Here is a 26348-nt window from a genome sequence, read left to right as displayed (position 1 = left end):
CATGCCCGCACTCGAATCCCGCATCCCCACCGACCGATCGGCCCGCTACCTGCGTCAGTTCCGCACCCACGCCGAGGCCATGGCCTCCCCGCGCGGACACCGCGTCCACGCCGGCAATCCCCGGGCCGCCGGCGAGATCCACCTGCGCGTCGACGGCAGCGATACCCGCACCACCGCCCATTTCGACCCCTGGGGCCACTGCACCCTCACCGCCGAACCCGAGGCACTCGTCATGCGCATCGACGCGACCGACGCCACGGCCCTGCACCGCATCCGCGACATCCTCACCCGCGACCTCACCCGCTTCGGCGATTCCCTCACTGTCGACTGGCGGGATCCGGACTGACCGGCCTTCAGGCCAATCCGGCGCGCAGTACGAGAATCGCTATCTGCGTGCGGTTTTCGAGACCCAGCTTGGCGATGACGCGGCTGATGTGCACCTTGACCGTGGACTCGCTCATATGGAGGGTGCGGGCGATCTCGGCATTGCCCGCACCCGTGGCGACGGCCCGCGCGACCTCGTGTTCCCGATCGGTGAGCTGAGCGAGCTGGGCGAGCGCGTCCGGTTGCTGCGCGCCGGGGCCCTGGGTGAAGGCGGTGAGCATGCGTTTGGTGATGGCGGGCGCGAGGATGGCGTCACCGGCGGCGACCACCTCGACGGCACGGGCGAGTTCGCGGGGCGGAGTGTCCTTGAGCAGGAAACCCGCCGCGCCGGATTCCAGTGCGGCGTAGACGTATTCGTCCAGTCCGAAGGTGGTGAGGACGACCACCGCCGGCGGCGTGGGGAGGCCGCGGACCCGGCGGGTCACCTCGAGACCGTCCACGTGCGGCATGCGGATATCGGTGACCACCACATCCGGGCGATGCCGGTGCACCAGGTCCACGATGGCGCGGCCGTCGCCGTCCTGGGCGACCACCTCGATATCGCCGCCGGCCTCCAGGATCATGGCGATGCCGGAGCGCACCAGTTCCTCGTCGTCGAGCAGCACCACCCGGATCACGAAACCTCCTTCACCACATCGTCATTCGTCGGCCGTCAGCGGGAACGTCGCGTGCACCCGGTAGCCGCCGGCCAGCGGACCGGAATGCACGGTCCCACCGGCGAGTTCGACCCGCTCGCGCATGCCGAGCAGACCGAAGCCGGAACCCTGGGCGGCCAGGGCGGTCCGCTCACCGGGGCCGTTGCGGACATCGACGTCGAGACGATCGTCGGCGACGGTGAGCGCCACCCGCACCTCGGCCCCGGCCGCATGCTTGGCGGCATTGGTCAGCGCCTCCCGGACCAGTCGATGCGCGGCCCGGCCGACCGGTCCCGGCACCGGCGGCAGGTCCTGCGGCAGCGACAGATCCACCTGTTGCCCGGCGGCGACCGCCTCGGCGACGAGTTCGGCAATGGCGCCCAGGTCGGGCACGGGCCGCAGCGGCACTGCCTCCCCACCGTCGCGGGCGCGCAGCACGCCGAGCAGCTCCCGCATCTCGGTCAGGGCGCGCGATCCGGTGGCGCGAATGGTCCCGGCGATCTCGGCGGGCTTGGCGTCGGCGGACACCTCGAGCGCCCCGGCCAGCACGGTGATCTGCGAAATCCGGTGCGCCACAATATCGTGCAGCTCCCCGGCGATGCGCAGGCGCTCGGCCTCCACGGCCGCCGCAGCGCGCAGGTCGCGTTCGCGTTCGGCCTGCTCGGCGCGTTCGCGCAGGGCCGCAAGGGTTTCGGCACGCTGGTTGGTCCACAGTCCCAGCAGCAGCGGCAGCGCGAGCCCGACAGTGACGATGACGCCACGGTGGAAGAACAGCTCCCACCAGCTGCCCGCGCCCCAGGGCACCACCGCCACGATCACCGACGCGAGCGCCGCCGACCAGGTCGGGCGGCGGTTGCCGTAGCGCCGGGCGACCGTGTAGATCGCCAGCAGCATGGGCGCGAACGCGCCGACCAGCAGCTGCCCGAGCAGCGCCACCCCGAGTACCGGCAGCGGCCGGAAGCGCCGCGCCAGCAGGGCGATACCGGCCACGACGGCCACCGGCGGGCCCGCCGCGGCGGGCAGCAGGCCGATCGCGGAGGTGTGCACCTCTTCGAAACCGGCCACCCCGAAGAGCGCGGCGAGCACGACATCGAGGATCACCGTGCCGATCCGTCGCGTCGCGCTCATTCCGGCAACCCTAGTCGGGCTCGGCATTCTCACACGTCACGGCGCGCGAGCAGCACGCGTCCGAGTGCCAGCAACCCGGCCGCCACCAGCGTCAGCGGCAATACCAGCAGGGCGGGATTCCCGGTGCCGGGCTGCACCAACTGCCCGGCGGACAGGAAGGGCATCACCTTCGGGCTGACGCCCGCCAGCACCGCGCCGGTCTCCACCACGGTCGGGAAGCCGATGGCCACCACCATGGCGACGGTCGCATTACGGGTGACAGCGGCCATGCCCATACCGGCCAGGGCGGCGAGCGTCACGAACACGGGCACCGCGGTGAAAGCCCTTGCCAGATGCGAGGTTTCGACCGGTAGCGTCGAGGTCAGCAGCTGCACGAGCACGGTCATGCCCACCAGCGCGAGGCCGTAGACGGCGGCGAGCGCGCCCACCGTGAGCGCTTTCGCCGCGAGGACCCGGCCCGGCCGTCGCACCGTGAGCACGGTGGTGGTGATGGTGCCGTAACGGTATTCGTGCCCGAAGGCATTGACCGCCACCGCGGTGGCGAACAGCGCGGCCAGCAGCAACGGCAGCCCCGAGACCGACGCGGCGAATTGCTCGCTCGGCGTGGCGTAGTCGCGGGCCGCGGACAGATAGGCGATGAAGACCTGCAGGGCCAGGCCGCCAGCCAACAGCGTCCAGGTGGAGCGCAGGGTGGCGAGCCGGGTCAGTTCGTAGCGAATGGCATTGGACATGAGCGGAATTCCTGTTCGATGTCAGGCGACAACGTGGCCGCGGTACTGGGCGGAATCGGCGGTGGCCTGGAAGTAGGCATCCTCCAGGCTGCTGCGCGCCTGGGTCAGCTCGGTGATCAGCAGCCCGGCGCGCAGGGCCAGGGCGGCGACACCCTGCCGGTCGTGACCGTCGACGGCCACCGTGCCGTCCGCCTCCACCCGGGCGCGGAACCCGTGGCGGTTCAACGTCTTCGCCAGTTCCGCGGGCCGATCGGTACGCGCCGTGATGCGGGGCGCGGAGTTGCGGGCGACGAACTCGCGCACCGATTCCGCGGCCAGCAGCCGCCCGGCGCCGATGACCACCAGCGAATCCGCCAGGTGCGCCATCTCGTTCAGCAGATGCGAGGAGACGAAGATGGTACGCCCCTGGTGCGCAAGCTCTTTCAGCAGATCGCGCAGCCAGCGCACCCCCTCGGGGTCCAGCCCGTTGGCGGGCTCGTCCAGGATCAGGGTGGCCGGATCACCCAGCAGCGCGGCCGCCAGACCCAGCCGCTGATGCATTCCGAGACTGAACCCGCCCGCCCGCTTCCCGGCCACATTGCACAGGCCGACCAGGCCCAGCACCTCCTCGACCCGGCCCTCGCCGATGCCCGCTCCCGCGGCGATCATGCGCAGATGCCCGATGGCCGTGCGCTTGGGATGCACGGCGCGGGCATCGAGCACGACGCCGACCGAGCGCAGTGGATCGGTCAGCTCGGCGTAGGGCTGCCCGTCGAAAAGGGTGCGGCCGCTGCCGTGATCGAGGCCCAGCATGAGCCGCATGGTGGTCGACTTGCCGGCACCGTTCGGACCGAGGAAGCCGGTCACCACGCCGGGCCGGACATCGAAGGACAGGTTGTCCACCGCCGGTACGTCCCCGTAGCGCTTGCCGAGCCCACGCGCCTGAATCATCCGTTCACCTCGTATCGGAAGGGCGATGCCCGCTGCGTCGCCGTGTCTGCTCCGACGATTCCGGAGCGGGGCGGCGCGGCCATCAGCCGACAGCACACGGCGAGATACCACTTTCGGCTTACCTCCGGGTCGATGAGTGCCGGTGGAACGGCCGATTCTCTTGCTCGGCCGAGCAAACCGCCGTAGGTTTTGCTCATGCAAGCAAAATTCAGCCCAGGCAAGCAAGCGTTGGGGAGGACGTTCACCGAGGTCGCCCGGCGCGCACAGATCGTGGACGCGGCCATCGAGGTCATTGCCGATCAGGGTTATCCGAACGCCTCGTTCGCCAAGATCGCCAAGCAGGCCGGGCTCAGCAGCACCGGCATGATCTCGTATTACTTCCAGGGCAAGGGCGATCTCATCCGCGAGGTGGTCGCCCGCATCATGCAGACCTCCGCCGAATACGTTGTCGCCAAACTCGATACGGAGGACGGTCACCGGGGCCGATTGCGCGGCTTCTTCGCCGCGAACCTGGCCCTGATCGACGAATATCCGAAACACATGCGGGCACTGTCGAATATCGCGGCCAATGCCGGGACCGACGATCCGCACCTGTTCGGCCTCGTCGAGCAGCTCGACAGCGTGTCCGCGGCACAGGTCGAGCGACTGCGAGAAGGTCAGCGCGACGGGGCATTCCGCGAATTCGATCCGGTCGTCATGCTGATGGCCATCCGCGGCTCGGTGGACGCCGCCATCGCGCGCGCCGCCGCCGACCCGGCCTTCGACACCGCGGCCTGCGCCCAGGAACTCGCCGACATCTTCGACCGCGCCACCCGGAAGGACGCCTGATCATGGCGCTGCCCGCGACCACCCCGCAGCCCCCCGGCCCCGCCCAGAAGCGTGCGGCTTTGCGCAAACACACTGCGCGCCAGGTGATCCTGGAACTCATCCTCCCCATCGGCGCCTACTACGCACTACGCGGCGCGGGCGTCAATCCGTGGCCGGCACTGGTGGCGCCCGCCCTGCTCACCCTCCCCTTCCTCACCTACGACGCCGTCCGCCACCGCCGCGTCGACGCGATCGCCCTGTTCACCCTCACCATGATCGTGGCGGGCACGGTGGTGTCCCTGGTCACCGGCGATCCGCGCACCCTGCTGGTCCGGGACAGCTGGCTGTTCGGGGCGCTGGGCCTGTGGACACTGGGCACGCTGTTCACCCAGCGGCCCTTGATGCGCAGCTTCGCCCGCACCATCGTCACGGTGAAGATCGGCGAGGCGGGGTATCGGCAATGGGATGCCCGCTGGGACAACGACTCCCGATTCCGCCGTCAATTGCGCGCGCTGACCGCGGTGTGGGGCACGGCGTTCACCGTCGACGCCGTCATCCGGGTGGTCTTCGCCTACACACTGCCGCTCGACGCGGTTCCCCTGGCCACCACGCTGCAATGGCTCGTTGTCCTCGCCGGGCTGATCACCTTCCACATCGTCTACGTCACGCGAAACGGGCTGAAGGTCTGAAACACGGAAGGATTTGCCGGTCGCTGCGGCGAATTGACCGGCGCGGTGGCCGAAAAGTGTGTCAGCCCCCTCGACAGAACTTCTGCCTTTGCGCCGTAAAGTGATACGTTTTCTCTATGGCCGGTTCGGCCGATAACACTTAATGCGCATCAGGGAGATGCCGTGTCCACAGCTGTGAAAGCGACCGCCGCATGGGTTTGCGGGGGAATTCTCGGGATTGCTGCCGGTTTGTTCGGGGCGGGCGGCGCGTACGCCGACGACACGGGCGGTCCCGCCCAGGTAGGCGACACCGTGTATTTCAGCATGGGCGAGTGGAACTGTTCGATCGGCGCGGCCGGCGCGGTGGGGTGTGATCTGACGGTTCCGGCGGCCACCATGAATGTGCTCTATGCCGGGGCGCAGGTGCCGTTCTCGAATGTGCCTGCCATTGCGATCGATTCGACCGCGCTGCCCGCGCATCCGGAGTGGAATTCCAACGGCAGCCACACCCTCGCGGGCGGAAATCCGGGCCTGGCCCCCATCGCGCAGCTGAGCGGACACGATCCGCAGTTCTCGATTACCCATGCCGGCGCGACCTGTCAGATCACCTTCAATGGCTCGGCCGTGTGCACGTCGATGGGGCACGGGTTCAGCCAAAGGGGACCAGTGCCTTTCGGCTACTGATCCCCTTCGAATCACTTGATTACCGGTACCAGACGCCGGAATCCCAGTCGCCGTAGTCCCAGACATTGAAATCGTAACGACCATGTGCTCCCCCGAAGAGGTAACCCCACCAGCCGGCCGAAGTGTCGCAGATCTGGTCGTCGTGGTTGCACACCGTCAGAACCGGGAAGTCGCCGAACCAGTCGTCGACGCCGGCCAGCGGATAGCCGATGATCCAGTTGCCGGGAGTCGAGGACAATCCGCCCCAACCCGGGCCGGGGGCCCGCTTGGGATCCGACAGCAGAATGGCATTGGCATTGTCGACGTCCTGGTGTGCGGTGACCCAGGCGTGCACGATGCCGGCGCCCTCACTGTGCCCGATCAACCGGATGTGGTCGCCCGGGCATTCGTTGCGGTGCTGCCAGAACAGTCGGTCCAGTTCGTTCAACCCCGACATCGGGTCGGCGGAGTTGTATCCGACTGGCTGATCGACGTACGGGATGAAGATGGACGAGGTGTTGTCGCCGAGTCCGCCGATGCCGATCGCCCAATCACCGGTGCAGACATCGGCATTGGCCTTCGGGGCCGCCAGGTGTGTGATGGAAAAGAGGATGGCCAACAGTAATGCGGCGAAGAGCGCCGTTGCTCTACGCATGGTCGTAACTTTCTTTATTTGTATAACCTCCGGGTCGGGCCCGGCTTGCGCATGATGTACCCAAAAATTGCTGGGGTTCTTGATTTCTGGCGAAACAGTTACACAAGCACTGCTTTTGTTGGCCGTACCGCGATGTCTGCGGGCCGTGTGTACACGACCCGGCGAGCTTGCCGGGCATTGACGCGGAGACGTTCGGCCATCAGTCGCACAGCGCGCGCGTCGGTCGCGTCCGAATCCGGTGTGCCGGTGCGAAACTCCCCGCAACCTAGGTTGCGCTGCGCGAAATGGGCGCCGCCGGCTCAGTTGCGCAAGCGGACCAGGGCGATGGGGCACTCGCTGCCGTGCAGCAGCGCGTGACCGGTCGAGCCGAGCGCCATACCGGGATAGCCACGGGTGCCGTGGCTTCCGACCACCAGCAGTTGCGCGCCGGCGGCGGCATCGAGCAGAACCCGGGCTGGACGTCCTTCCTTCACAACGGATTTCACCTCGACGCCCGGATAGTCCCGGGTATTGCGCTCGAGCATGCGCGTGAGCAGCTGGATCGCGTCGTCGGACGAGCGAGTGTCGCTGTCCCCGGACACCTCCCACGCCTGGACCGCGATCAGCGGCACGCCGCGCCGGGAGGCCTCGTCGAAGGCGATCTCGAGCGCGCGGACGCTGTGCGGCGACCCGTCCACGCCGGCCACCACGGGCCGGCCCGACAGCCCGTCCGTCTCACCGGGAACCACCACCACCGGCCCCTGTGCATGCCGCGCCACACCGGTGCTGACCGACCCGAGCAGACTGCGGTGATAGGCGCTCATCCCGCGCACGCCGACCACCACGTAGTAGGCGGTGGCGGCGAGCTCCGCCAGCACCATGACGGCCGGGACATCGACGAGGAAGGTGCGGATATCGCGAATCTCGCTGTCCCCGGCGGCTTTCCGCGCGATCTCGGCGGCGGCGTCGAGGGCGGCCTGGGCGGTGCCGCGCAGCCGATCGTGCAGCAGCCGGACCGGGCTCTCGTCCAGGGGCGATTCGGCGTCCGCGGGCACCGCGAACACCAGGTGCAGGGCCGCGCCGCGCAGGGCCGCGTCCACGGCGGCCCAGCGCACGGCGTGCAGGGCGGACTCGGAGGCGTCGACACCGACCACGATCGGCCGGTCGAGACTGTAGACGGGCACCGCGTTCGGCCTCCCTCCGGGTGGAAAGAACCTTCCGCGGGCGATCCTACGAGCCGACCGGACGGTCTCCAGGTCGACTCGCCGTGGGCAGTCCGACGATGAACAGGGGCTGATCGGGGTACATCTGGGTGGACTGATCCCGCAGGATCTGCCACAGCAGCGCATACGGTTCACCGGTCTCGGCATCGCGCAGGCGCATGACCGTCGGCGCCCCGGTGAGGCTGTAGTGCTCCTCGGTCCACATGCGCCGGAAGATTTCGAAGCGGCCGAACTCGGTCAGCAGCCGGGCATCGTCGGCGGCCTCGCCGACGATGGCCATCACGCCGCGCAACGTGGCGATCGCACGCCGCAGATCGGACTCCCAGGCCGGCAGCACCGCACGCGCGGCCGGATTGGTGAGCATCCACCGCAGATAGTTGCCGTCCTCGCCGACGCCCGGAAAGGTGCGCAGATGAGCGGTATTGGCGGCCAGCACATTCAGATACCGGTCCAGGTAGGCCGCGGGGTGCGGGAGGTGGGCGGCCAGAATGCCCGGCACGTCCGCGGCGATCGGGCCGCGGGCCGCGGCCGGGTGCTGCGGCAGGGCGGCCAGTTCGAGCAGATGCCGGTATTCGACCGGGGTCACCGGGCCGACCTTGTGCAGATAGCGCACCATGGCCGTCAGTACCTGCTCGGTCGGGTGGTCGCGATCGCCACGTTCCATGCGCGTGATGTAGCTGACGCTGACACCCGAGCCGAAGGCCAGCCGCTCACGCGAGACGCCGCGTCGTTCCCGCAGCCGCCGCAGCGTACTGCCGAAGCTCGGCGGTTCCACCCGCCCGAGCATCGACCCCGAGTCGCCGAAAGTTCCGTCACTCATATCCCGCCCCGGAAAACACTCCACCCGCCTGGATGGACCTCGATCAGTGGCTACTGCCTAGCAGCCTGCTCTCCTGTCGGCAAATCGAGAATCCGGAACAAATCGGGGCAGCGCAGCGAATTCCCGGTCTCGGGACCGGCTCACTCGCCGCCGGCGGGCGCGGCGACGGCCACCGAGGCGGCGGGAAGGCCTCGGCGCGAACGATATTCGCCCCGCCAGCGCAGGAACCCGAGCACCACGAGCAGGAAGAACAGACCGTAGACCGCGCCCGAGGCGTACAGGCCGGATTTCATCGCGAGCGGCACACCGACCAGATCGACGAGCATCCAGATGATCCAGAAGTCGGTCAGGGCCCGGCTCTGCGCGAAGGTCGCGATGGCACTGCCGACGAAGACATAGGCATTGGCCCACGGGGACCAGGCGATGTGCAGCCAGCCGAGGTGGGCGAACGCCTCGGCCACCGCGACCGTGCCGGCCGCCAGCAGGGCCAGCAGCGTCAGGCGTTCACGGCGGGTGGCGGGCCGGACCATCAGATCCCGGTGCTCGGAGGTGCCGCGCCGCCAGGCCAGCCAGCCGTAGCCCGCGAGCCCGATGAACAACAACTGCTTGAGCGCATTGCCGGGAACGTGGGCGTGCACCGACGCCGCCAGCAGCAGGACCGCACCGGCCAGCTGCACGGGCCACGTCCACATGGTCTTGCGCATGGCGAGCCACACCACCGCGAGGGACAACAGATTGCCGGCGGCGTCGGTCCAGAGGATGTGTTCACCGAACAGGTCGAATCCGGCGTTCACCGGGCCTCCTCCGCTGCCTGCCGAGCACAGCTGCCGGATCCGGGTCCCGGGGTGTGCGTTCTGTCGTCGTGCGGAACCACCGTGCCACAGCCCGATATTCCCGCCACCGGCCCTCCCCCGATGGGAGACCGGCGCGCCACAGGCATGGACCGCCGGCCTTGATGCCGATCGCCCCGGAACGGTGAGGGTCCCGCGTCGAAAAGGCGCGCGGTGCGCGGCGGATCTACGAGGTTCCAGCCGATCAGGATGATCAGATCGATCGCGGACAGGACATTCGACGATGCGAATTGCAGCCAGATGATGGATCCGTGGTGGATTCCGGCCGACTTCGCGCGGCGGAATGACCTTGCGCGCCCGCGTGAGTACGTTGGCGAATATGCGCACCGAAGGTGATTCCTGGGATATCAAGACCAGTGTTGGATCCACGGCATTGTTCGTGGCGGCCGCCCGGGTGCTGGGTGGCCGCGCGATCGATGCGCCGGCGCACGATGAGTTCGCCGAGCTGTTCGTGCGGGCCGCGGGAGGGGAATGGGCCGAGCTGCTGGCGGGCCGGCTGCCCGAACACCCGTTGTTGGCACCCGAGTTCGGGGTGCAGTTCCAGCAGCATCAGATCTCTCGCACTCGATATTTCGACGATTACATGGCCGCCGCCTCGTACGCGGGGGTGCGTCAGGTGGTGATTCTGGCGGCCGGCCTGGACTCGCGCGCCTACCGGCTGGCGTGGCCGGACGGCACCGTGCTCTACGAACTCGACCGCCCGCAGGTGCTCGACTTCAAACGGGAGACGCTCGCCGCAGCCGGGCACCGGCCCCGCGCCGAGCGGCACGAGGTGGCGGTCGATCTGCGCGAGGACTGGCCGAAGGCCCTGCGCGACAGCGGATTCGATCCCGCCGTGCCGACCGCGTGGCTGGTGGAGGGCCTGCTGATCTATCTGACGCCGGCTGCGCAGGACCAGCTCTTCGAGGCCATCGCGGAGCTCAGCGCGCACGGCAGCCGGGTCGCCATCGAGCAGATGGATCCGCTGCCCGCGGAGTCGGTCGCCGAGATGACCGGGGAGGGCGAGACCGGCGCGGACTGGGTGGGCATGATCTACAACGAGCCCCGCAGCGACGCCACCGAATGGTTCACCGCCCGCGGCTGGACCGGTCAGCGCGTCAATCTCACCGACTACATTCACGACCTCGGCGGCACTCCGCCCGACAATCCGCGACAGCAGTCGCTGATCAATCTGGTCACGGTCACCCGGCCCTGACCCGGCTCGGCCCGGATCTCGCGCGGTCCTGGTGTCACAGCGGCACGCTGTCCAGGGCCGCGCGCATTTCCGCGAGCACCAGTGGAAGTTCATCCGGGGCAGGCGATCCCAGCGCGATGCGCAGCCCGTGCGGCACGTGCGCGGTGGTGGCGAACGCCTCGGCGGTGCAGACGCGGATGCCGCGCCGGGACAGTTCGGCGGCGATCCGGTCCATGCGCTGGTCCGGATCGATGGGCAGCCACGCGAAGAACGAGCGCGGGTGGGCAATCGGATTCCGATCGCCGAGCTCCCGGTGCAGGATGCGCTGATGTTCCTGCGCGGCAACGCGACTCGCCTGTTCGAGAGTGTCGACGGTGCCGTCGGCGAGCCAGCGGGTGGCCAGGGCGCTGGTCAGCCCGGGCGGACCGGCCATGGTGGCGCGCAGGGTGCGGGCCAGGGCGGGCGCGGCCACGGGCGGGTGGACCAGCATGCCGAAACGCAGTCCGGCCGCGACGCTCTTGGACAGGCTCGACACCCAGAAGGTGCGCTCCGGGGCGATGGCCGCCAGCGGTGGCGGGGCCGGATCGGCGAGAAAGGCGTAGGCGGCGTCCTCGATCAGGAACAGATCATGCCGGCGCGCAACGGAAACGAGCGCTCGGCGCCGGTCGCTGTCGATCACCCAGCCGAGCGGATTGTGCAGGGTCGGCATCGTATAGACGGCGCGCACCGGCCTTTTCGCACACAACCGCGCCAGGGCGTCGGGATCCGGGCCGTTCCCGGCCGCCGGAACCGGTGCGAGTGTGAGCCCGTGCGCCTGGGCCAGCAGCTTGAATCCGGGGTAGGTGAGCTCGTCCACGGCGATCACATCGCCGGGTGAGAACATCGCTCGCACAATCAGATCCAGCCCGTGCTGCGCCCCGGCGGTCACCACCATCCGCGACGGATCGACCTCGATCCCCCGCCGCCCGAGGAACCCGGCGACTGTCGCGCGATCGTGCGGCCGCCCGCCCGGCGGCTGTTGCCGCAGCAGGGCGTCCAGATCGCCGGAGGCCGCCAGGTCGCGTAAACCCGTGCGCAGCAATTCCTCCCGACGCGGCGACAGCGGCTGGGTGAAGGCCAGATCCGCCCACACCGTCTCCGCCCCCGGCCCGTACGCGGCCGCGGCCAGCCGCACCGACCGATCCCGCACGAAGCTCCCCCGCCCCGGTTCGCCGACCACCAGCCCCGCCCGCTTCAGTTCCGCGAACACCCGGGTCGCGGTGGCCACCGCGATACCGTGCTCGGCGGCCAGTTGCCGATGCGTCGGCAGGCGCTGTCCCGGCGCCCAGCGCCCGTCCCGGATCTGCCCGGCGAGGGCGGCGGCGACATCGGTGTAGGTCCGCATGATCCGACTGTACCTAGGACAATTTCTTGATCGTCCTGACCCCGCGTCCTACCGTCCGTTGCCATGACGATCGCGACCACCGAAGTGCCCGTCCTGGACTACCTGCGCGCACAACTGGACGGCACCGGGACCGACGGCCTGACCTGCCAATTCCATTACCCCACCGCCATTTCCCGCACCCTGGGCATCCGGCTGGTGGCCATCGACCCCGGCCGCGCCACCGTCGAAATGGACACCGATCCCGCCCGGCACGGCAACCAGCAGGGCACCGTCCACGGCGGCCTGCTCACCGAACTGGCCGATGCCGCCATCGGCACCGCCCACTCCACCGTCGTGGGTCCCGGCGAAACGTTCACCAGCATCGATCTCCGCGCGGTCTTCCTCCGCCCGGTATGGCGGGACACGCTGCGCGCCACCGCCTTCCCCACCCACTCCGGCCGCACCATCACCCACTACCAGTGCGATATCACCCGCGCGGACGGCAAGCCGGTCGCCACGGTGACCAGCATCGTCACCACCCTGCGAGGCGAACGCTCGCACGGCCGCTGAGTATCGGAGAATCTTGACGCCGACGGCGGGTCACCGTTCGCCGGATACCGGGTGGCGGCGTTCACCAATGCCGAAGAGGCACAGGCCGGATTCGCCGACAAGGCCACATGGCTCCTCCAGGACCGCCTCATCGCCTTGGGCGTCGACCACCGCGCAGCCGAGCCCTTCGCCCCGCACATCGAGGTGGACCGCAACCTCTACACCGGCCAGAACCCCGCCTCCTCGGTCCCGCTGGCCGCAGAACTGCTGAAGGCGCTCTGACCGGCCTTCGGATTCCCGGACCGCCGGCCTTACCGAACCGTGTCGCGGTAGCGTTGTGACAGCATGGGCGGGAAGGCGAGGTCGGCGTCCATGATGCGAATTGTCAAGGTCGAAGCCAATTTCCGCAGGCGGTCGCAGCCGTCCGGTCCTATCGCCTCGTAGGGGTGGGTCGATAGTTCGTCGGTGCGGGTCTCGATCGCTGCGCGGCGCGCGGCGCCGTGGGTGCTCAGGGTGAGGTCGCGGTCGGTGAGCCAGTTGCGGTCGCGCAGTGCGGCCACCCCCTGGGCCCAGTCCTGTTCGGTCCAGGATCGGCTGATACGCAGGACTTCCGGCGGGATCTCGCCGGTGGCGGCGTGGGTGATCAGGGCTTCGAGGCCGCTGAGGCCCTCGGTCAGGAGGAGGGCGACGTGGCCGTCGCCGCGGAATTCTCGCAGCAGGGTCTGCGCGTGCCAGAGCACGAGATGTGGTTCGGCCGGCCACGGGAGGGCGGCGTGTGCCGCGAACAGGGGGCGTCCGTGTGCGCGTTCGCAGGCGCGTTCGGCCGCCTGCCGCGCCAGGGTGGCGGCCTCGCGTACTTCCGGCCCGTCGACGTCCGCGCCCCAGGCCTGCCGCAGTGAGCGGTCGGCGGCTGCCAGCCGGGCATGGAGAATGTCGCTGGGAGCGGCGAGGTTCCATGCGGCGGGCAGGACCGCGCGGACCGCCGCGGGATTGAAATTGAAGAAGGTCGCGATGGTGACCTCGGCCGGCACCGGCCCGAAGGCGGCCGAGCGGGACGCGAAATACATCATGCGCGGATCGGTGATACCCAGCTCCCGATACACCTGCGGCCCGTGCGGGCTGAAGTAGATCATGCCGTGCACCGGCTCCAGGGCGCGGTAGGTCAGTCGGGCGGTGGCGGGGGAAAGCGTGCTCACGAGATCGCTCCCATGTCTCATTGCGTGGAAGACGCCGAACCCGGCTGTCGCCGTGCGGCACTCGCAGCGCGACGACCGGATGTGACGTGCGTCATCACATGCTTACCCGAATCCGATGTCGGCTTCAAGGGTGGAGCGGAACGGGTGAAGAGCAGAAAATACCATGTGGCGCAGGCTATTTGCGTGCGCCGACGATCCGCAGTGCGAGATCCACGTAGTAGTCGCCTATCTCCTCGGGCGACAGCGGCCCGCCCTCCCGGTACCAGCGCGCCAGGTCGATGCCCAGCGAGAGCAGCGCCACCGCCGCCATGCGCGGATCCGGGTTGTCGAACACGCCCGCGTCGACCCCGCGCTCGATCAACTGCCGCATCTCGGTGTCGATGACGTGGCGGATCTCTTTGATCTCGCGCTGATGCTCGGGGCTCAACGCGGCGAGTTCGTAGTTGATGACCCGGGCGACGGTGTGCGCTCGGGCGTGGTGAATCGCGAATTGCCGCATGACCGCGACCAACTGCTCGACCGGGTCGTCCGAGGCGGCCACCGCCTCCCGCATCCGCTCGAGCGTGTCCAGGTGCCCGGTGTGCGATACCTGGTAGAGCAGCTCTTCCTTGGAGCGATGGTGGACGTAGATGGCCGCCGTGCTCAGTCCCGCGATCGAGGTGATGTCGCGCGTGGTGGCGCCGTGGAAGCCGCGCTCGGCGAAAGCGGCGACCGCGGCGTCCAGTAGTCGGGCCCGCGTCTCGTCCGCGCGCGAGCGATCCTCTGATTCGGTCACCTGGACAGTCTTACATCAGAGCGCGAGCACCAGTTTTCCGGTGTTGCCGCCGGTGAACAGCAGGTTCAGCGTCTCACCGAAATGCTCCACCCCACCCTGCACGACATGCTCCCGGCTCTTGATCCTGCCCTCGGTCAGCCACTTCGCGATGTCCGCCACCGCCTCGCCGTAGCGGTCGGCGTAGTCGAAGACCACGAAGCCGGTCATGGACGCCCGGAACACCAGCAGCGACATGTAGCGCGACGGCCCGGGCCGCAGCTGGTCGTCGTTGTAGGCCGCGATCGCCCCGCACAGCACGATGCGGGCCCCGCGACGCAGATTGGCCAGCGCCGCATCGAGAATCTCACCGCCGACATTGTCGAAGTAGATGTCGATGCCCTTCGGCGCGAGCTCCCGCAGCCGCTGCAGCACGTCCTCACCGCGGTAGTCGATCGCGGCGTCGAAACCGAATTCCTCGGTGAGCAGCCGGCACTTCTCCGCTCCGCCGGCTATCCCGATGACGGTGGCGCCCTTGGCCTTCGCGATCTGGCCGACCACGCTCCCGACCGCGCCCGCCGCCGCCGAGACCACCACGGTCTCACCGGCTTGCAGCTTCCCGACCTCCAGGAGCCCGAAATACGCTGTCATGCCGGGCATTCCGAGCGCACCCAGCCAGGTCGGCCCGGGCGCGACGCCCAGGTCGACGTGCTGCACGCCGCGGCCGTCGCTGATCGCGTACTCGGTCACCCCGAAGGTGCCGCTCACGGTGTCGCCGACGGCGAAATCGGGGTGGGTGGATTCGACGACGGTCGCGATGTCCAGCGACCGCATCACTTCGTCGAGCCCGACCGGCGGCAGGTAGGAGCGCACGTCGTTGAGCCAGCCGCGCATGGCCGGATCGAGCGAGATGAAGTCGATCTTGACCAGGATCTGCCCCGCGCCGAGCGGGGGCAGTTCCTCGGTGGTCACCTTCCAGGTGCCGACGCCGGGCAGTCCGGTGGGACGCTGGGCCAGCCGTACCTGCTGTGTCTTCGTCATGGGGGTCTCCTCAGATCGCGCCCTGGTCGGGATCGCCGGCGGGCAGCGGTTCGAAGACCTGCACGTCCGGCGGTGCCGCGAGGGCGTTGGCCAGGGCCGCGCCGACTTCGCGCAGAGCCGCGCCCTGGCCGTGTTCGCGCAGCGCGTCCCGGGATGCCCACTTCTCGATCATGACGAACTGCCCGGGGTTCTTGGCATGCCGGTGCAGCGCGTAGCGCAGGCAGCCGGGCTCGGCGTGCACGGCCGGAGCGGCCGCGCGCAGGGTCTTCTCGACCAGGTCTTCCTGGCCGGGCTTGGCGATCATGGTCGCGACGACGACGCAGGGATCGGCCATGGGAACCTCCTCGGAGAATGGATGGTGTCGAAACTCGTTGCGGTCAGCCGCGTTTGCCCCACTCGGGGTCGCGGCGGCGCAGTTCCCACTGCGCGATGGAACGCTTGTGCACCTCGTCCGGTCCATCGGCCAGGCGCAGAGTGCGCAGGTGGGCGTACATGCTGGCGAGCGGGAAGTCGTCGGAGACGCCGCCGCCGCCGTGCACCTGGATGGCGCGGTCCACGACCTTCAGCGCCACATTGGGCGCCGCCACCTTGATCGCCGCGATCTCGGTGCGCGCGGCCTTGTTGCCGACAGTGTCCATCAGGTGCGCGGCCTTGAGCGTCAGCAGGCGGGCCATATCGATCTCGATGCGGGACTCGGCGATCCAGTCCTGGATATTGGCCCGATTCGCCACCGGCTCACCGAAGGTCACGCGCGACTGCGCACGGTCGATCATCAGATCGAGGGCCCGCTCGGCCATGCCGATGGCGCGCATGCAGTGGTGGATACGGCCCGGGCCCAGGCGGGCCTGGCTGATCATGAATCCGTCGCCCTCACCGGCGAGCAGCGCGGTCCTGGGCACCCGCACGTTCTCGAACTGCACCTCGGCGTGCCCCTCGCGGTCCTGGTAGCCGAAGACCGGCAGGCCGCGCTGCACGGTCACGCCGGGGGCATCGATCGGGACCACCATCATCGACTGCTGGCGGTGCGTGGCCGCGCTGGTATCGGTCTTGCCCATGACGATGAGGACCTTGCAGTTCTTGTGCAAGGCGTTGGAGGTCCACCACTTCCGGCCGTTGAGCACGTAGTCGTCGCCGTCGCGATCCATGCGCAGCTGGATATTGGTGGCGTCGGAGCTCGCGACCGCGGGCTCGGTCATGGCGAACGCGGACCGGATCTCACCGTCCAGCAGCGGGCGCAGCCACTGCTCCTTGTGCTCGGGTGTGCCGAAGAGGGTGAGCACCTCCATGTTCCCGGTGTCGGGGGCGGCACAGTTGGTGGCCTCCGGCGCGAGATGCGCACTGCGGCCCATGATTTCGGCCAGCGGCGCGTACTCCAGGTTGGTCAGGCCCGGGCCCCATTCCGGATGCGGGTGGAAGAGATTCCACAGCCCCCGCTTCTTGGCCTCGGTCTTGAGCTCCTCGACGATCGGCGGCTGGAAGTGCGGATCCCCGGACTCCGCCATCTGCTCCTCGTACACCGCCTCGGCCGGGTAGACGTGCTCGTCCATGAAGGCGAGTAGATCGTCCCGGTAGCGCTGGGCCCGATCGGTCATGTCGAACATGCTCACTCCTCGAAATAGTCTGTGCCGCGCAGGCGAAACTATACTTGAACCCGGATTCAACTTCGTTTTCCGGCGGCCGAGCCGAGGTCGGCCAGTTCGGCCAGCACCGCGCGGTGCCGGCCGGGACTGCCGAGCCCGAGCTGATCGGCCTTGGCGCGCTTGAGATACAGATGCACCGGATACTCCCACGTCATGCCGATGCCGCCGTGCAATTGCAGCGCTTCTTCGGCGGATGTCACCGCGACGTCCGCGCAGTAGGCCGCGGCGACCGCGGTGCCCACCGAAGCGTCGGGATCGCCCGCCGCGATCGCGCCCGCCGCGTAGCGGGCACTGGCGGCCGCCGCCTCGACCTCCACGAACAGGTCGGCGAGACGGTGTTTGAGCGCCTGGAATCCGCCCACCACGCGGCCGAATTGGCGGCGCATCTTCAGATAGCCGACGGTCGCCTCGAGGCACCACGCCGCGATACCCGCCTGCTCCGAGGCCAGCAGCGCCGCGCCGGTCTCCAGCGCCGTCCGCAGCGCGGCCGCTCCCGCCTCGGCCGGGACCACGAGCTGCCCGGGCGCGGCGTCGACCACCACGTCGGCCAGCGGCCGGGTCATATCGAGCGAGACCACCGGCGTCACCGTGGCCGCAGCCACCGGCACGGCATGAATCTCGGTGCCGGAGGTGGTTTCGACCGCGGCCAGCAGTACATCGGCGTCCAGGACGCCCGCGACGCTGGTCACGCTGCCGGACAGGCGGCCGTCGGCATCCTTGCGGAAGGACGGGACCGCGTCCGGCGAGGCGGCGGTGAAGGGCGCGAGCAGCGCGACCGTCACCGCACCGTCGGCGAGCTGCGCGACCAGGTCGGATTCACCGGCGAGCAGCACGGTGGCCGCGATGACACTGCTGGTGAGAAACGGTACGGGCGCGACGGACCGCCCCAGTTCCTCCAGCACCACCGCCGCGTCGCGAGCGGAGCCGCCCGCGCCGCCACGCTCCTCGGGGACGAGCAGTCCGGCCAGCCCCAGGTCCCGCGCCAGCGCCTTCCACAATCCCGGCGTCAGCGCCCGATCGCCCGCATAGGCCCGCGCGACCGCCGCCGGATCACAGTGGGCCGCAAGCAGATCGCGCACCGCGTGGCGCAGCGCCGCCTCGGTGTCGGTATCGAGCAGCAGGATGTCGTCGCTCATCGGGCCAGGTCCTTCCAGGCGATGTCCTTGTCTCCGCGCGCCTCGCCGGGCAGGCCGAGGACCCGTTCGGCGACGATATTGCGCAGGATCTCGGACGTGCCGCCCTCGATCGAATTGCCCTTGGCGCGCAGGTAGCGGTAGCCGGGCCCGCGGCCGGCGAAGTCGACGCGATCGGGCCGCACCATGGTCCAGTCGTCGTAGCGCAGGCCGTCCTCGCCGAGGATCTCCAGTTCGAGACCGGTCAGCTGCTGGTTGGACCGCGCGAAAGCCAGTTTGAGCGCGGAACTTTCGGGCCCCGGCTGACCGGCGGAGGTCCGCTGCCGCATGCGGGCGGCGGCCAGCCGCCCGGCTTCGGCCTCGACCCACAGCCGCAGCAGCCGGTCGTGCAGTTCCGGCGTGTGCCTGTCCGGATTGTCCCGCCAGGTGCGGGTGACCGCGGCGAGCACACCGCTCTCCCGCGGCACCGCGCGCCCGCCGATGGCCGCCCGCTCGTTGTTGAGGGTGGTGGTGGCGACGCGCCAGCCCTCCCCCACCCCGCCGAGGCGCTGAGCGTCGGGGATGCGGACGTCGGTGAGGAAGACCTCGTTGAACTCGGCCTCGCCGGTGATCTGGCGCAGCGGCCGCACCTCGACGCCCGGATGGCGCATATCGCAGATGAAGAAGGACAGGCCCGCGTGCTTGGGGCGGTCCGGGTCGGTGCGCGCGAGCAGGATCGCCAGATCGGCCTTGTGGGCCACCGACGTCCACACCTTCTGCCCGTTGACGATCCAGTCCTCACCGTCTCGGACGGCCCGGGTGCCGACCGCCGCCAGATCCGATCCGGCGCCCGGCTCACTGAACAGCTGGCACCAGATCTCCTCGCCGGTCCACAGCGGACGCAGGTAGCGCTGCCGCTGCTCCGGGGTGCCGTGGATGGCGATGGTGGGCGCCGCCATCCCGAGGCCGATGCCGTTGAGTTCGGCCTGATGACCCGGAGCTCCCGCCTGTTCGAACAGCTCGTCGACGAACAGCTGGAGGTCGCGGTCGGCACCGCGGCCGCCCAGCCCGACGGGGAAGTACACCCAGGCCAGTCCGGCGTCGAAGCGGGCGCGGTGGAAGGTCACCGGGTCGGTGGTGGCCGGATCATGCTCGGCCAGCAGGGATTCCACCCGCCGGCGCAGATCGTCGCGAACCGTATCGCTCATCGGTCCTGCTCCTTCGTCTCAGGGCACCAGCAGGGAGACGGCTTCGGCGACACAGGCCGGTTTGGCCGCGCCGTCGATCTCCACGGTGACCCGGCTGACCGCCTGGAACCCCATGCTCGCCGGGGTCAGCGACACCAGTTCCACCCCGGCGCGCAGTCGCGAGCCCACCGGGACCGGGGACGGGAAGCGAACCTTGTTGGCCCCGTAGTTGACTCCCATCGACAGCCCCTCGACGGTGTACACGCTCGCGGTGAGCATGGGCAGCAGCGACAGGGTGAGGAAGCCGTGCGCGATGGTCGTCCCGAACGGGCCGGCGGCGGCCCGTTCCGGATCGATGTGGATCCACTGGTGATCGCCGGTCGCGTCGGCGAACCGGTCGATCTGCTCCTGGGTCACGGTGTGCCAGTCGCTGTAGCCGAGATGGGTGCCGACTGCCTTCTCCAGTTCGGGCAGCCCCTGGAATACCCGCATTGTTCGCGTCCTTCCGTTCGATTCCGTTGCGCGACTAGTTCTTCGGCCCGCCGGCCACGTAGATGACCTGTCCCGACACGAATCCCGCGCCCTCGCTCGCCAGGAACGACACCGTGTGCGCGATGTCCTCGGGCTTGCCGGAGCGGGCCACCGGAATGGTGGAGATGAGCGCCTGCCGGAAGTCGTCGAACGAGACGCCCATGCGCTCGGCGGTGGCCTGGGTCATCTCGGTCTCGATGAAGCCCGGCGCGACGGCATTGGCGGTGACGCCGAACTTGCCGAGCTCGAAGGCGAGGGTCTTGGTGAAGCCCTGCAGTCCGGCCTTGGCGGCCGAGTAGTTGGCCTGGCCGCGATTGCCCAGCGCCGAGGTGCTGGACAGGCTGACGATGCGGCCGAAGCCCTGCTCGATCATGTGGCGCTGGACCGCCCGCGTGCACAGGAACGCGCCGCGCAGGTGCACGCCCATGACCGCGTCCCAATCGGCGACGCTCATCTTGAACAGCAGGTTGTCGCGCAGGATGCCCGCATTGTTGACCAGCACGGTGGGCGCGCCCAATTCGGCGGCCACCCGGTCCACGGCCGCGGCCACGGCCTGCTCGTCGGACACGTCCGCGCCGACGGCGAGGGCGCGGCCGCCGGCCGCCTCGATCTCCGCGACGACCGGCTTGCAGGCCTCCTCGTCGAGATCCAGGACGGCGACGGCCATTCCGTCGTCCGCCAGTCGCCGTGCGATCGCGGCGCCGATGCCCCGGGCCGCGCCGGTCACGACCGCTACCCGCGGTGTCTGCGTGTTCACGATGTTCTCCTCTGTGGTGCGATCAGGTCGGTGTCGATCAGGCCGAGGGCGTGCAGACCACGCGCCCGACGGTCTTGCCGTCGGCGAGGCGCTGGACGCCATCGGCGATGTCCGCCAGGGCGAGTCGTTCGCTGACCAGGGGGCGGATCGCGCCCGCGGTGGCCAGCCGGGTCAGCTCGCGGTGGCAGTCGGCGACCGCGGCCGGGTCGTAGGCGTTGTAGAGCCCCCAGTGCAGGCCGACGATCGAATAGTTCTTGACCAGTGCGTGATTCAGTGCGGCGCTCTGGATGTCGCCGCCCGCGAAGCCGACGACCAGGATGCGGCCCTCGAAGGCGATGCACTTGGTCGAGCGGGTGTAGGTGTCGCCGCCGACCGGGTCGTAGACGACGTCGGCGCCGCGATTGCCCGTGACCTGCTTGACGACCTCGACGAAATCCTCACTCCTGCGGTCGATCACGATGTCGGCGCCGAGCGCGCGGGCGTACTCGGCCTTCTCGGGCCCGCCCACCACGCCGATGACGCGGGCCCCGGCCGCCTTGCCGAGCTGGACGGCGGCACTGCCGACCCCGCCCGCGGCCGCGTGCACCAGCAGGGTCTCCCCCGCCTGCAGCGCGGCACGACGATGCAGTCCGAACCATCCCGTCTGGTAACCGATGAACAGGGAGGCGGCCTCCGCATCGTCCAAAGCGGTTGGCGCGGTGAAGATCTGAGACGCCTCCAGGAGCGCGTACTCGGCGAAACCGCCGTACGGCAGCGAGCTGCCGCCGAGCACACGGTCACCGACCGCGATCCCGGTGACCTCGGCACCCGTGGCCACGACCTCCCCACACAGCTCGACGCCGGGCGTGAACGGCAGCGGCGGCTTCACCTGGTACAGGCCGCGGCACATGAGCACGTCGGGAAAGTTCGCCGCCGCGCCGGTGACCCGCACGACCACCTGACGTGGGCCGGGTTCGGGGCGCTCCACGGTGTCGAGCCGCATCACCTGCGCAGGCTCGCCCAGTTCGTGGACCCGCCAGGCCCGCATGTCCGCCACTCTAGACGCCCCCGGTCAGCGTGAGGCCGCCGTCCACCACGAGCAGCTGGCCGGTGAGCCAGGCCGCGTCCGCGGAGAGCAGGAAGGCGACCACGCTGCCGATGTCCTCGGGCACGCCCAGCCGCTTGAGCGGGTAGGCGGCGGCGATCTGCTCCTCGCGGCCCTCGTAGAGCGCGGTGGCGAACTTCGTCTTCACCACCGCCGGCGCGACGGCGTTGACACGGATGTCCGGGCCGAGTTCGACCGCGAGCTCCTGGGTGATGTGGGTCAGCATCGCCTTGCTGGAACCGTAGAAACCGATGCCGGGCGCGGGCTTGAGCCCGGCGACCGAGGAAACGTTCACGACCGCGCCGCCATGATCCTTCATCCACGCCCGGTAGGCGTGCTGCACCCACGACAGCGCGGCAAGACAGTTGACCTCCACGATCTTCCGGGCCGCGTCGAGGTCGAGTTCCACCATCGGCCCGAACACCGGATTGATCCCGGTGTTGTTCACCAGCAGGTCGGCACTGCCGAAGGTCTCGACGGCCCGCTCGAGGGCCTCGGCCTGATGCGCGGCATCGTCGGCGCGCCCCGCCACGGCCAGCGCCTTCGACGGCCCGCCCAGGGCCGCGACGGCCTCGTCGAGCGCCTCCTGCTTGCGGGCGGTGATCACGACCTTGGCGCCCTCGTCCACCAGGCGCTGCGCGATACCGAGGCCGATACCCCGGCTGGCGCCGGTGACGATGGCGGTCTTGCCTTCGAATCTGTTCACGGACAGGTCCTTTCAGGTCGCCCGTGGCCACGGCGGTCTCGCGCCGCGACCCGGGGCCGACCCCGAGCAGGGAACTTACTAAGCGCTTATTTTCTTCCGCCACGATGCGCCAAACTCCCGTCGCGGTCAATACCACCGAGGGGATCGAACTCCTGTGATACGTCACACAGTGCACTCGAAAGCCGAGGTCATACAGGAGAAAACGACGCGAACTCGAACCCGGATTCATATTTCCGGACCCTCGCGGCAGCTACCGCCGCATCCGCGCACGCGGGGTCGCGAGCTATCGGACGGGTCGCGAGCTATCAGGCGGGTCGCGAGCTATTCGGACTTCATCTGCAGGGCATTGACCCACAGCTGAGTCAGGGTGCCGACCAGCTTCTCGAAGCCGATGCGCTGGTGCTGGACGAAGACCATGTAGGCCATGCGGCTGACCATCACCGACAGCGCCTGAGCGGTGATCAGCGGATCGAGATCCGCACTGGCCCGCCCGGATTCCTGCAGTTCGCGGATCATCCTGGCATTGCGCTGGATGAAGGCACGGTTGCGTTCCAGGCGCAGCGCGCGGAAGTTCTCGTTGATCTGGGTGACCTCTTCGAACACCCCCATCAGGCGCGCATTGCGCTTGTAGGCCAGCAGGTATTCCCGGTTGGCGGCCTCGACGAGTTCGCGCGGGTCGGTGACGCCGGTGCGGGCCCGCACGTGCGGGTGCAGCATTTCCTCCTGCACCTCCTCGACAACGGCGGTGAAGATCTCTTCCTTGCTGTCGAAGTAGGTGTAGAACGAGCCGGCGGCGGCGCCCGCGGCCTTGGAGATGTCGGCGATCCTGGCGTCGAGGTAGCCGTCGCGTTCGAACACCTCGCGCGCCCCCGCGATGAGGGCGGCACGGGTGCGCTCGCCGCGCTTGGTGCGCGGGGGTACCCGGCGCGGCGCGGCCTCGCGGTCGATGGGTTCGGACGTCACGGCGGATCACTCACTCGGTCGCAGGGACGGCTGCCGATTGCCACCGTATCACCGCGTATACCAGCACATATCGTCCCACGCCGACGTCTTTCACCCGCTCGCTCGCGCGGCCGGAACGACGGCCGACCGTCATTGAAGTTGACACCGGATTCAGATATGGTCGCGCACAGGGTCGTGACGCCGCTCACTCCGACCCCGTCTCATTCGACCTCTACATAACTGGATGTTCCATGACAAATGTCGCCGACCGTATCTGGCAGCACGCGTCCGAACGCCCCGACGCCATCGCGCTGCGCCACCTGGACGACACCCTCTCCTACGCCGAGCTGGCCCGCCGCAGTGCGGCCTTCGGCGGTCTGCTCACCGAATCCGGTGTCGCGGTGGGAGATCGCGTGTTGCTGGTGGCGCCGACCGTGCCGGAGTTCGTGATCGCCTACCTGGGCGCGCATCTGATCGGAGCCGTCGCCATCCCGGTGAACACCATGGCGACCGCACCCGAAATCGGCTACGTGCTCGACGATTCCGGCGCCCGGTACGCCATCGCCTGGCATCTGGCGCGCACCGCGGCCGAGCAGGCCGCCGCCGAGCGCGGCATCCCGGTGCAGGTGCTCGAACCCGGTGCGCACGCCTCCCCCGCCCAGCCCGCCGCCGAACCGGTCCGGCGCGAACCGGACGACACCGCCATCCTGCTCTACACCTCGGGGACCACGGGCAAACCGAAGGGCGTGGAGCTCACCGTCGCCAATCTGATCGAGACCGCACGCATTTTCATCGATCAGCTGCGGCTCACGCCGGAGGAGCGCTTCGGCACCGGGCTGCCGCTGTTCCACGTGTACGGGCAGGCGGTGTGCCTGATCACCACCCTGCACGCGGGCAGTTCGTTCTCCATGGTGTCGCCGTTCGTCCCGGGGGCGATGATCGAGACGATCCGCGATCACCGGCTCACCGTGGTGGCGGGCGTGCCGACCATGTGGAATGCCATGCTGCACAGCGCCGGCGACTACGGTCCGGAGGATTTCGCGAGCCTGCGGCTGGCCTGCTCGGGTGGCGCGTCGCTGCCCGCGGAGGTGATCCGGTCCTTCACGGAACGTTTCGGCTGCACCATTCTCGAGGGCTACGGGCTCACCGAGTCCAGCGGAGCCGCGACCTACAACCCCCTGGATCGCGAGCAGCGGGCCGGGTCGGTGGGTACCGCGCTGCCCGGCACGTCGATCGAGGTGCGCGACCCGGAGGGCACGGCGCTGCCCGCCGATACGGTCGGTGAGCTGTTCATGCGCGGGCCCAGCGTGATGAAGGGGTACTGGCAGCGGCCCGACGCGACGGCGGCCGATCTGTCCGGCGGCTGGCTGCGCACCGGTGATCTGGGCCGCGTCGACGCCGACGGCTACGTCTACATCGTCGACCGCGCAAAGGATCTCATCATTCGCGGCGGCTACAACGTGTATCCGCGCGAGGTCGAGGAGGTGCTCTACGAGCACCCCGGCATTGTCGAGGTGGCGGTGATCGGCCTGCCCGACGACCACTACGGCGAGGAGGTGCGCGCGGTGGTGGCCACCGCGCCCGGCGTCGAACTCGATGCCGGGGAGCTGCGCGCCTGGGCCAAGGAGCGGCTGTCCGCCTACAAGGTGCCGCACCGCTTCGCCTTCACCGACCAGCTGCCCAAGGGCGCGACGGGCAAGATCCTCAAGCGCGCCATCGACCCGACCCTGTTCACAGACAAGGCATCCCGATGAGCATCGTCCCCACCGTCACCGGCACCGTCGATTCCAGCGAGCTGGGCCGGGTGCTGGTGCACGAGCACGTCTTCGTGCTCGGCGAGGAGTACCGGCAGAACTACGGCGACTGGGATGAGCAGGCCCGAGTCGACGACGCCGTGAAGCAGCTCGACGAGCTGAAATCGCTGGGCATCGACACCATCCTGGACCCGACCGTGCTGGGGCTGGGCCGCTACATCCCCCGCATCCAGCAGATCGCGGCCCGCACCGAGCTGAATATCGTCGTCGCCACCGGCATCTACACCTACAACGACCTGCCGTTCCAATTCCATTACAACGGACCGGGTTTGATGATGGACATGCCCGAGCCCATGGTGGAGTTGTTCGTCAAGGACCTCACCGAGGGCATCGCCGGGACCGGGGTGCGCGCGGGATTCCTCAAGTGCGCCATCGAGGAACCCGGGCTGACGCCGGGTGTGGAACGGGTGATGCGGGCGGTCGGTCAGGCGGCGGTGCGGACGGGTGCGCCGATCACCGTGCACACCAACCCGCACACCCGGTCCGGGCTGGTGGCCCAGCGGGTGCTGCGCGAGGAGGGCGTGGACCTGACCCGCGTGGTGATCGGCCACTCCGGTGATTCCACCGATCTGGACTACCTCACCGAATTGGCCGATGCGGGTTCCTATCTCGGCATGGACCGCTTCGGCATCGACGTCCTGCTGCCGTTCGAGGACCGCGTGAACACCATCGTGGAACTCGTCCGCCGCGGCTACCGCGACAAGATCGTCATCGCCCACGACGCCGCCTGTTTCATGGACTGGTTCGATCCGGCCGCCAAGGCCCAGATCGCGCCGAAGTGGAACTACCGCCACATCAGCGAGGATGTCCTCCCAGCCCTCCTCGCCAAGGGCCTCACCGAGGACGACATCGACACCATCCTGGGACGGAACCCGCGCCGCTACTTCGAGAAATGACAGTGTGCGCCGCCGCGGGGATCCCCGCGGCGGCGCCCCCAACAACCCCGTGGGGTGGGGGGTATTTCGGTTGCGTGTTTAACCGCGGGGGTACAGGGGCGCCGCCCCCTAATGTGGGACTGTGCGGCCCG

30 protein-coding genes are annotated in these 26348 nt (G+C 69.2%); 9 read left to right on the top strand and 21 right to left on the bottom strand.

The window, feature by feature from the left end; translation table 11 throughout:
- Position 1: 1 nt before the first annotated feature.
- Positions 2-346, top strand: a complete 345-nt coding sequence (locus ACFXKA_RS26435) for a DUF2218 domain-containing protein (protein ID WP_379429324.1) — start codon at positions 2-4, stop codon at positions 344-346.
- A gap of 7 nt (positions 347-353) precedes the next feature.
- On the opposite strand, the gene ACFXKA_RS26430 is transcribed toward ACFXKA_RS26435, so the two are convergent.
- From ACFXKA_RS26430 to ACFXKA_RS26415, 4 genes are read right to left on the bottom strand one after another with little or no spacing between them, the layout of a single operon-like run.
- The gene (locus ACFXKA_RS26430; protein ID WP_379429323.1) at positions 354-1001 is read right to left on the bottom strand and encodes a response regulator; all 648 of its coding nucleotides are present in this window, start codon (positions 999-1001) and stop codon (positions 354-356) included.
- A gap of 21 nt (positions 1002-1022) precedes the next feature.
- Complete coding sequence (locus tag ACFXKA_RS26425) at positions 1023-2147, bottom strand: sensor histidine kinase (RefSeq protein ID WP_379429322.1); 1125 nt, start codon at positions 2145-2147, stop codon at positions 1023-1025.
- Between the two features lie 29 nt (positions 2148-2176).
- The gene (locus ACFXKA_RS26420; RefSeq protein WP_379429321.1) at positions 2177-2878 is read right to left on the bottom strand and encodes an ABC transporter permease; all 702 of its coding nucleotides are present in this window, start codon (positions 2876-2878) and stop codon (positions 2177-2179) included.
- A gap of 21 nt (positions 2879-2899) precedes the next feature.
- A complete protein-coding gene (locus tag ACFXKA_RS26415) occupies positions 2900-3808 on the bottom strand; it encodes an ATP-binding cassette domain-containing protein (protein ID WP_379429320.1) in 909 nt (302 codons plus the stop codon).
- A 195-nt stretch (positions 3809-4003) separates the two neighbouring features.
- Here ACFXKA_RS26415 and ACFXKA_RS26410 point away from each other — a divergent pair, with 195 nt between their 5' ends.
- From ACFXKA_RS26410 to ACFXKA_RS26400, 3 genes are all read left to right on the top strand, one after another.
- Entirely contained in the window at positions 4004-4636 is a 633-nt protein-coding gene (locus tag ACFXKA_RS26410) for a TetR family transcriptional regulator (RefSeq protein ID WP_379429319.1), read from the top strand.
- 2 nt (positions 4637-4638) lie between these two features.
- Positions 4639-5304 (top strand): VC0807 family protein, encoded by a 666-nt coding sequence (locus tag ACFXKA_RS26405; protein ID WP_379429318.1) that lies wholly within the window; start codon positions 4639-4641, stop codon positions 5302-5304.
- Positions 5305-5466: 162 nt separating this feature from the next.
- Positions 5467-5967 (top strand): hypothetical protein, encoded by a 501-nt coding sequence (locus ACFXKA_RS26400; protein WP_379429317.1) that lies wholly within the window; start codon positions 5467-5469, stop codon positions 5965-5967.
- Positions 5968-5986: 19 nt separating this feature from the next.
- Here the strand turns inward: ACFXKA_RS26400 and ACFXKA_RS26395 are convergent, their stop codons facing one another.
- The 4 genes from ACFXKA_RS26395 to ACFXKA_RS26380 all read right to left on the bottom strand — a co-directional run bounded on the left by ACFXKA_RS26395 (position 5987) and on the right by ACFXKA_RS26380 (position 9417).
- On the bottom strand, positions 5987-6601 hold the full coding sequence (locus ACFXKA_RS26395; protein ID WP_354840103.1) for a cutinase family protein: 615 nt from the start codon (positions 6599-6601) through the stop codon (positions 5987-5989).
- A 299-nt stretch (positions 6602-6900) separates the two neighbouring features.
- Entirely contained in the window at positions 6901-7764 is an 864-nt protein-coding gene (locus ACFXKA_RS26390; protein ID WP_379429316.1) for a universal stress protein, read from the bottom strand.
- 46 nt (positions 7765-7810) lie between these two features.
- Positions 7811-8623: a helix-turn-helix transcriptional regulator gene (locus ACFXKA_RS26385; RefSeq protein WP_379429315.1), complete on the bottom strand. Its 813-nt coding sequence runs from the start codon at positions 8621-8623 to the stop codon at positions 7811-7813.
- A gap of 140 nt (positions 8624-8763) precedes the next feature.
- Positions 8764-9417: a nicotinamide riboside transporter PnuC gene (locus ACFXKA_RS26380; protein ID WP_379429314.1), complete on the bottom strand. Its 654-nt coding sequence runs from the start codon at positions 9415-9417 to the stop codon at positions 8764-8766.
- A 376-nt stretch (positions 9418-9793) separates the two neighbouring features.
- Here ACFXKA_RS26380 and ACFXKA_RS26375 point away from each other — a divergent pair, with 376 nt between their 5' ends.
- A complete protein-coding gene (locus tag ACFXKA_RS26375; RefSeq protein WP_379429313.1) occupies positions 9794-10669 on the top strand; it encodes an SAM-dependent methyltransferase in 876 nt (291 codons plus the stop codon).
- Between the two features lie 34 nt (positions 10670-10703).
- Here ACFXKA_RS26375 and ACFXKA_RS26370 read toward each other — a convergent pair whose 3' ends face one another.
- A complete protein-coding gene (locus ACFXKA_RS26370) occupies positions 10704-12032 on the bottom strand; it encodes a PLP-dependent aminotransferase family protein (protein WP_354840088.1) in 1329 nt (442 codons plus the stop codon).
- A 63-nt stretch (positions 12033-12095) separates the two neighbouring features.
- Between ACFXKA_RS26370 and ACFXKA_RS26365 the strand changes: the two genes are divergently transcribed.
- Positions 12096-12581: a PaaI family thioesterase gene (locus ACFXKA_RS26365; RefSeq protein ID WP_379429312.1), complete on the top strand. Its 486-nt coding sequence runs from the start codon at positions 12096-12098 to the stop codon at positions 12579-12581.
- A 51-nt stretch (positions 12582-12632) separates the two neighbouring features.
- Complete coding sequence (locus tag ACFXKA_RS26360) at positions 12633-12842, top strand: hypothetical protein (RefSeq protein ID WP_354840084.1); 210 nt, start codon at positions 12633-12635, stop codon at positions 12840-12842.
- Between the two features lie 29 nt (positions 12843-12871).
- Here ACFXKA_RS26360 and ACFXKA_RS26355 read toward each other — a convergent pair whose 3' ends face one another.
- The 12 genes from ACFXKA_RS26355 to ACFXKA_RS26300 form a co-directional block, all read right to left on the bottom strand.
- Complete coding sequence (locus tag ACFXKA_RS26355) at positions 12872-13756, bottom strand: hypothetical protein (protein ID WP_379429311.1); 885 nt, start codon at positions 13754-13756, stop codon at positions 12872-12874.
- 175 nt (positions 13757-13931) lie between these two features.
- Positions 13932-14531, bottom strand: coding sequence for a TetR family transcriptional regulator (locus ACFXKA_RS26350; RefSeq protein WP_379429310.1), 600 nt, complete (start codon positions 14529-14531; stop codon positions 13932-13934).
- Between the two features lie 15 nt (positions 14532-14546).
- Positions 14547-15548 carry an NADP-dependent oxidoreductase gene (locus tag ACFXKA_RS26345; RefSeq protein ID WP_354840076.1) on the bottom strand — a complete coding sequence of 334 codons (1002 nt, stop codon included), beginning with the start codon at positions 15546-15548 and terminating at the stop codon, positions 14547-14549.
- 10 nt (positions 15549-15558) lie between these two features.
- The gene (locus ACFXKA_RS26340) at positions 15559-15882 is read right to left on the bottom strand and encodes a putative quinol monooxygenase (protein WP_354840073.1); all 324 of its coding nucleotides are present in this window, start codon (positions 15880-15882) and stop codon (positions 15559-15561) included.
- 43 nt (positions 15883-15925) lie between these two features.
- Positions 15926-17155, bottom strand: a complete 1230-nt coding sequence (locus ACFXKA_RS26335; RefSeq protein WP_354840070.1) for an acyl-CoA dehydrogenase family protein — start codon at positions 17153-17155, stop codon at positions 15926-15928.
- 50 nt (positions 17156-17205) lie between these two features.
- Positions 17206-18324 (bottom strand): acyl-CoA dehydrogenase family protein, encoded by a 1119-nt coding sequence (locus tag ACFXKA_RS26330; RefSeq protein WP_379429309.1) that lies wholly within the window; start codon positions 18322-18324, stop codon positions 17206-17208.
- A complete protein-coding gene (locus ACFXKA_RS26325) occupies positions 18321-19508 on the bottom strand; it encodes an acyl-CoA dehydrogenase family protein (protein WP_354840065.1) in 1188 nt (395 codons plus the stop codon). The genes ACFXKA_RS26330 and ACFXKA_RS26325 overlap by 4 nt, the downstream gene beginning before the upstream one ends.
- Positions 19509-19526: 18 nt before the next feature.
- Entirely contained in the window at positions 19527-19979 is a 453-nt protein-coding gene (locus ACFXKA_RS26320; protein WP_379385610.1) for a MaoC family dehydratase, read from the bottom strand.
- A 34-nt stretch (positions 19980-20013) separates the two neighbouring features.
- A complete protein-coding gene (gene fabG / locus ACFXKA_RS26315; RefSeq protein WP_379429308.1) occupies positions 20014-20775 on the bottom strand; it encodes a 3-oxoacyl-ACP reductase FabG in 762 nt (253 codons plus the stop codon).
- A gap of 37 nt (positions 20776-20812) precedes the next feature.
- On the bottom strand, positions 20813-21802 hold the full coding sequence (locus ACFXKA_RS26310; RefSeq protein WP_379429307.1) for an NADPH:quinone oxidoreductase family protein: 990 nt from the start codon (positions 21800-21802) through the stop codon (positions 20813-20815).
- Positions 21803-21812: 10 nt separating this feature from the next.
- Positions 21813-22565: an SDR family oxidoreductase gene (locus ACFXKA_RS26305; RefSeq protein ID WP_354840053.1), complete on the bottom strand. Its 753-nt coding sequence runs from the start codon at positions 22563-22565 to the stop codon at positions 21813-21815.
- Positions 22566-22886: 321 nt separating this feature from the next.
- The gene (locus tag ACFXKA_RS26300) at positions 22887-23528 is read right to left on the bottom strand and encodes a TetR/AcrR family transcriptional regulator (RefSeq protein ID WP_379429306.1); all 642 of its coding nucleotides are present in this window, start codon (positions 23526-23528) and stop codon (positions 22887-22889) included.
- Positions 23529-23758: 230 nt separating this feature from the next.
- On the opposite strand from ACFXKA_RS26300, the gene ACFXKA_RS26295 reads away from it, so the two are divergent.
- Complete coding sequence (locus tag ACFXKA_RS26295; RefSeq protein WP_379429305.1) at positions 23759-25261, top strand: long-chain fatty acid--CoA ligase; 1503 nt, start codon at positions 23759-23761, stop codon at positions 25259-25261.
- Positions 25258-26217: a phosphotriesterase gene (locus ACFXKA_RS26290; protein WP_379429304.1), complete on the top strand. Its 960-nt coding sequence runs from the start codon at positions 25258-25260 to the stop codon at positions 26215-26217. The genes ACFXKA_RS26295 and ACFXKA_RS26290 overlap by 4 nt, the downstream gene beginning before the upstream one ends.
- Positions 26218-26348: the final 131 nt, after the last annotated feature.

The sequence above is a fragment of the Nocardia sp. NPDC059228 genome (assembly GCF_042754245.1).
Lineage (GTDB): Bacteria > Actinomycetota > Actinomycetes > Mycobacteriales > Mycobacteriaceae > Nocardia.
Note: the sequence above shows the minus strand (reverse complement) of the source record. Positions and strands in the feature narration are given on the sequence as shown.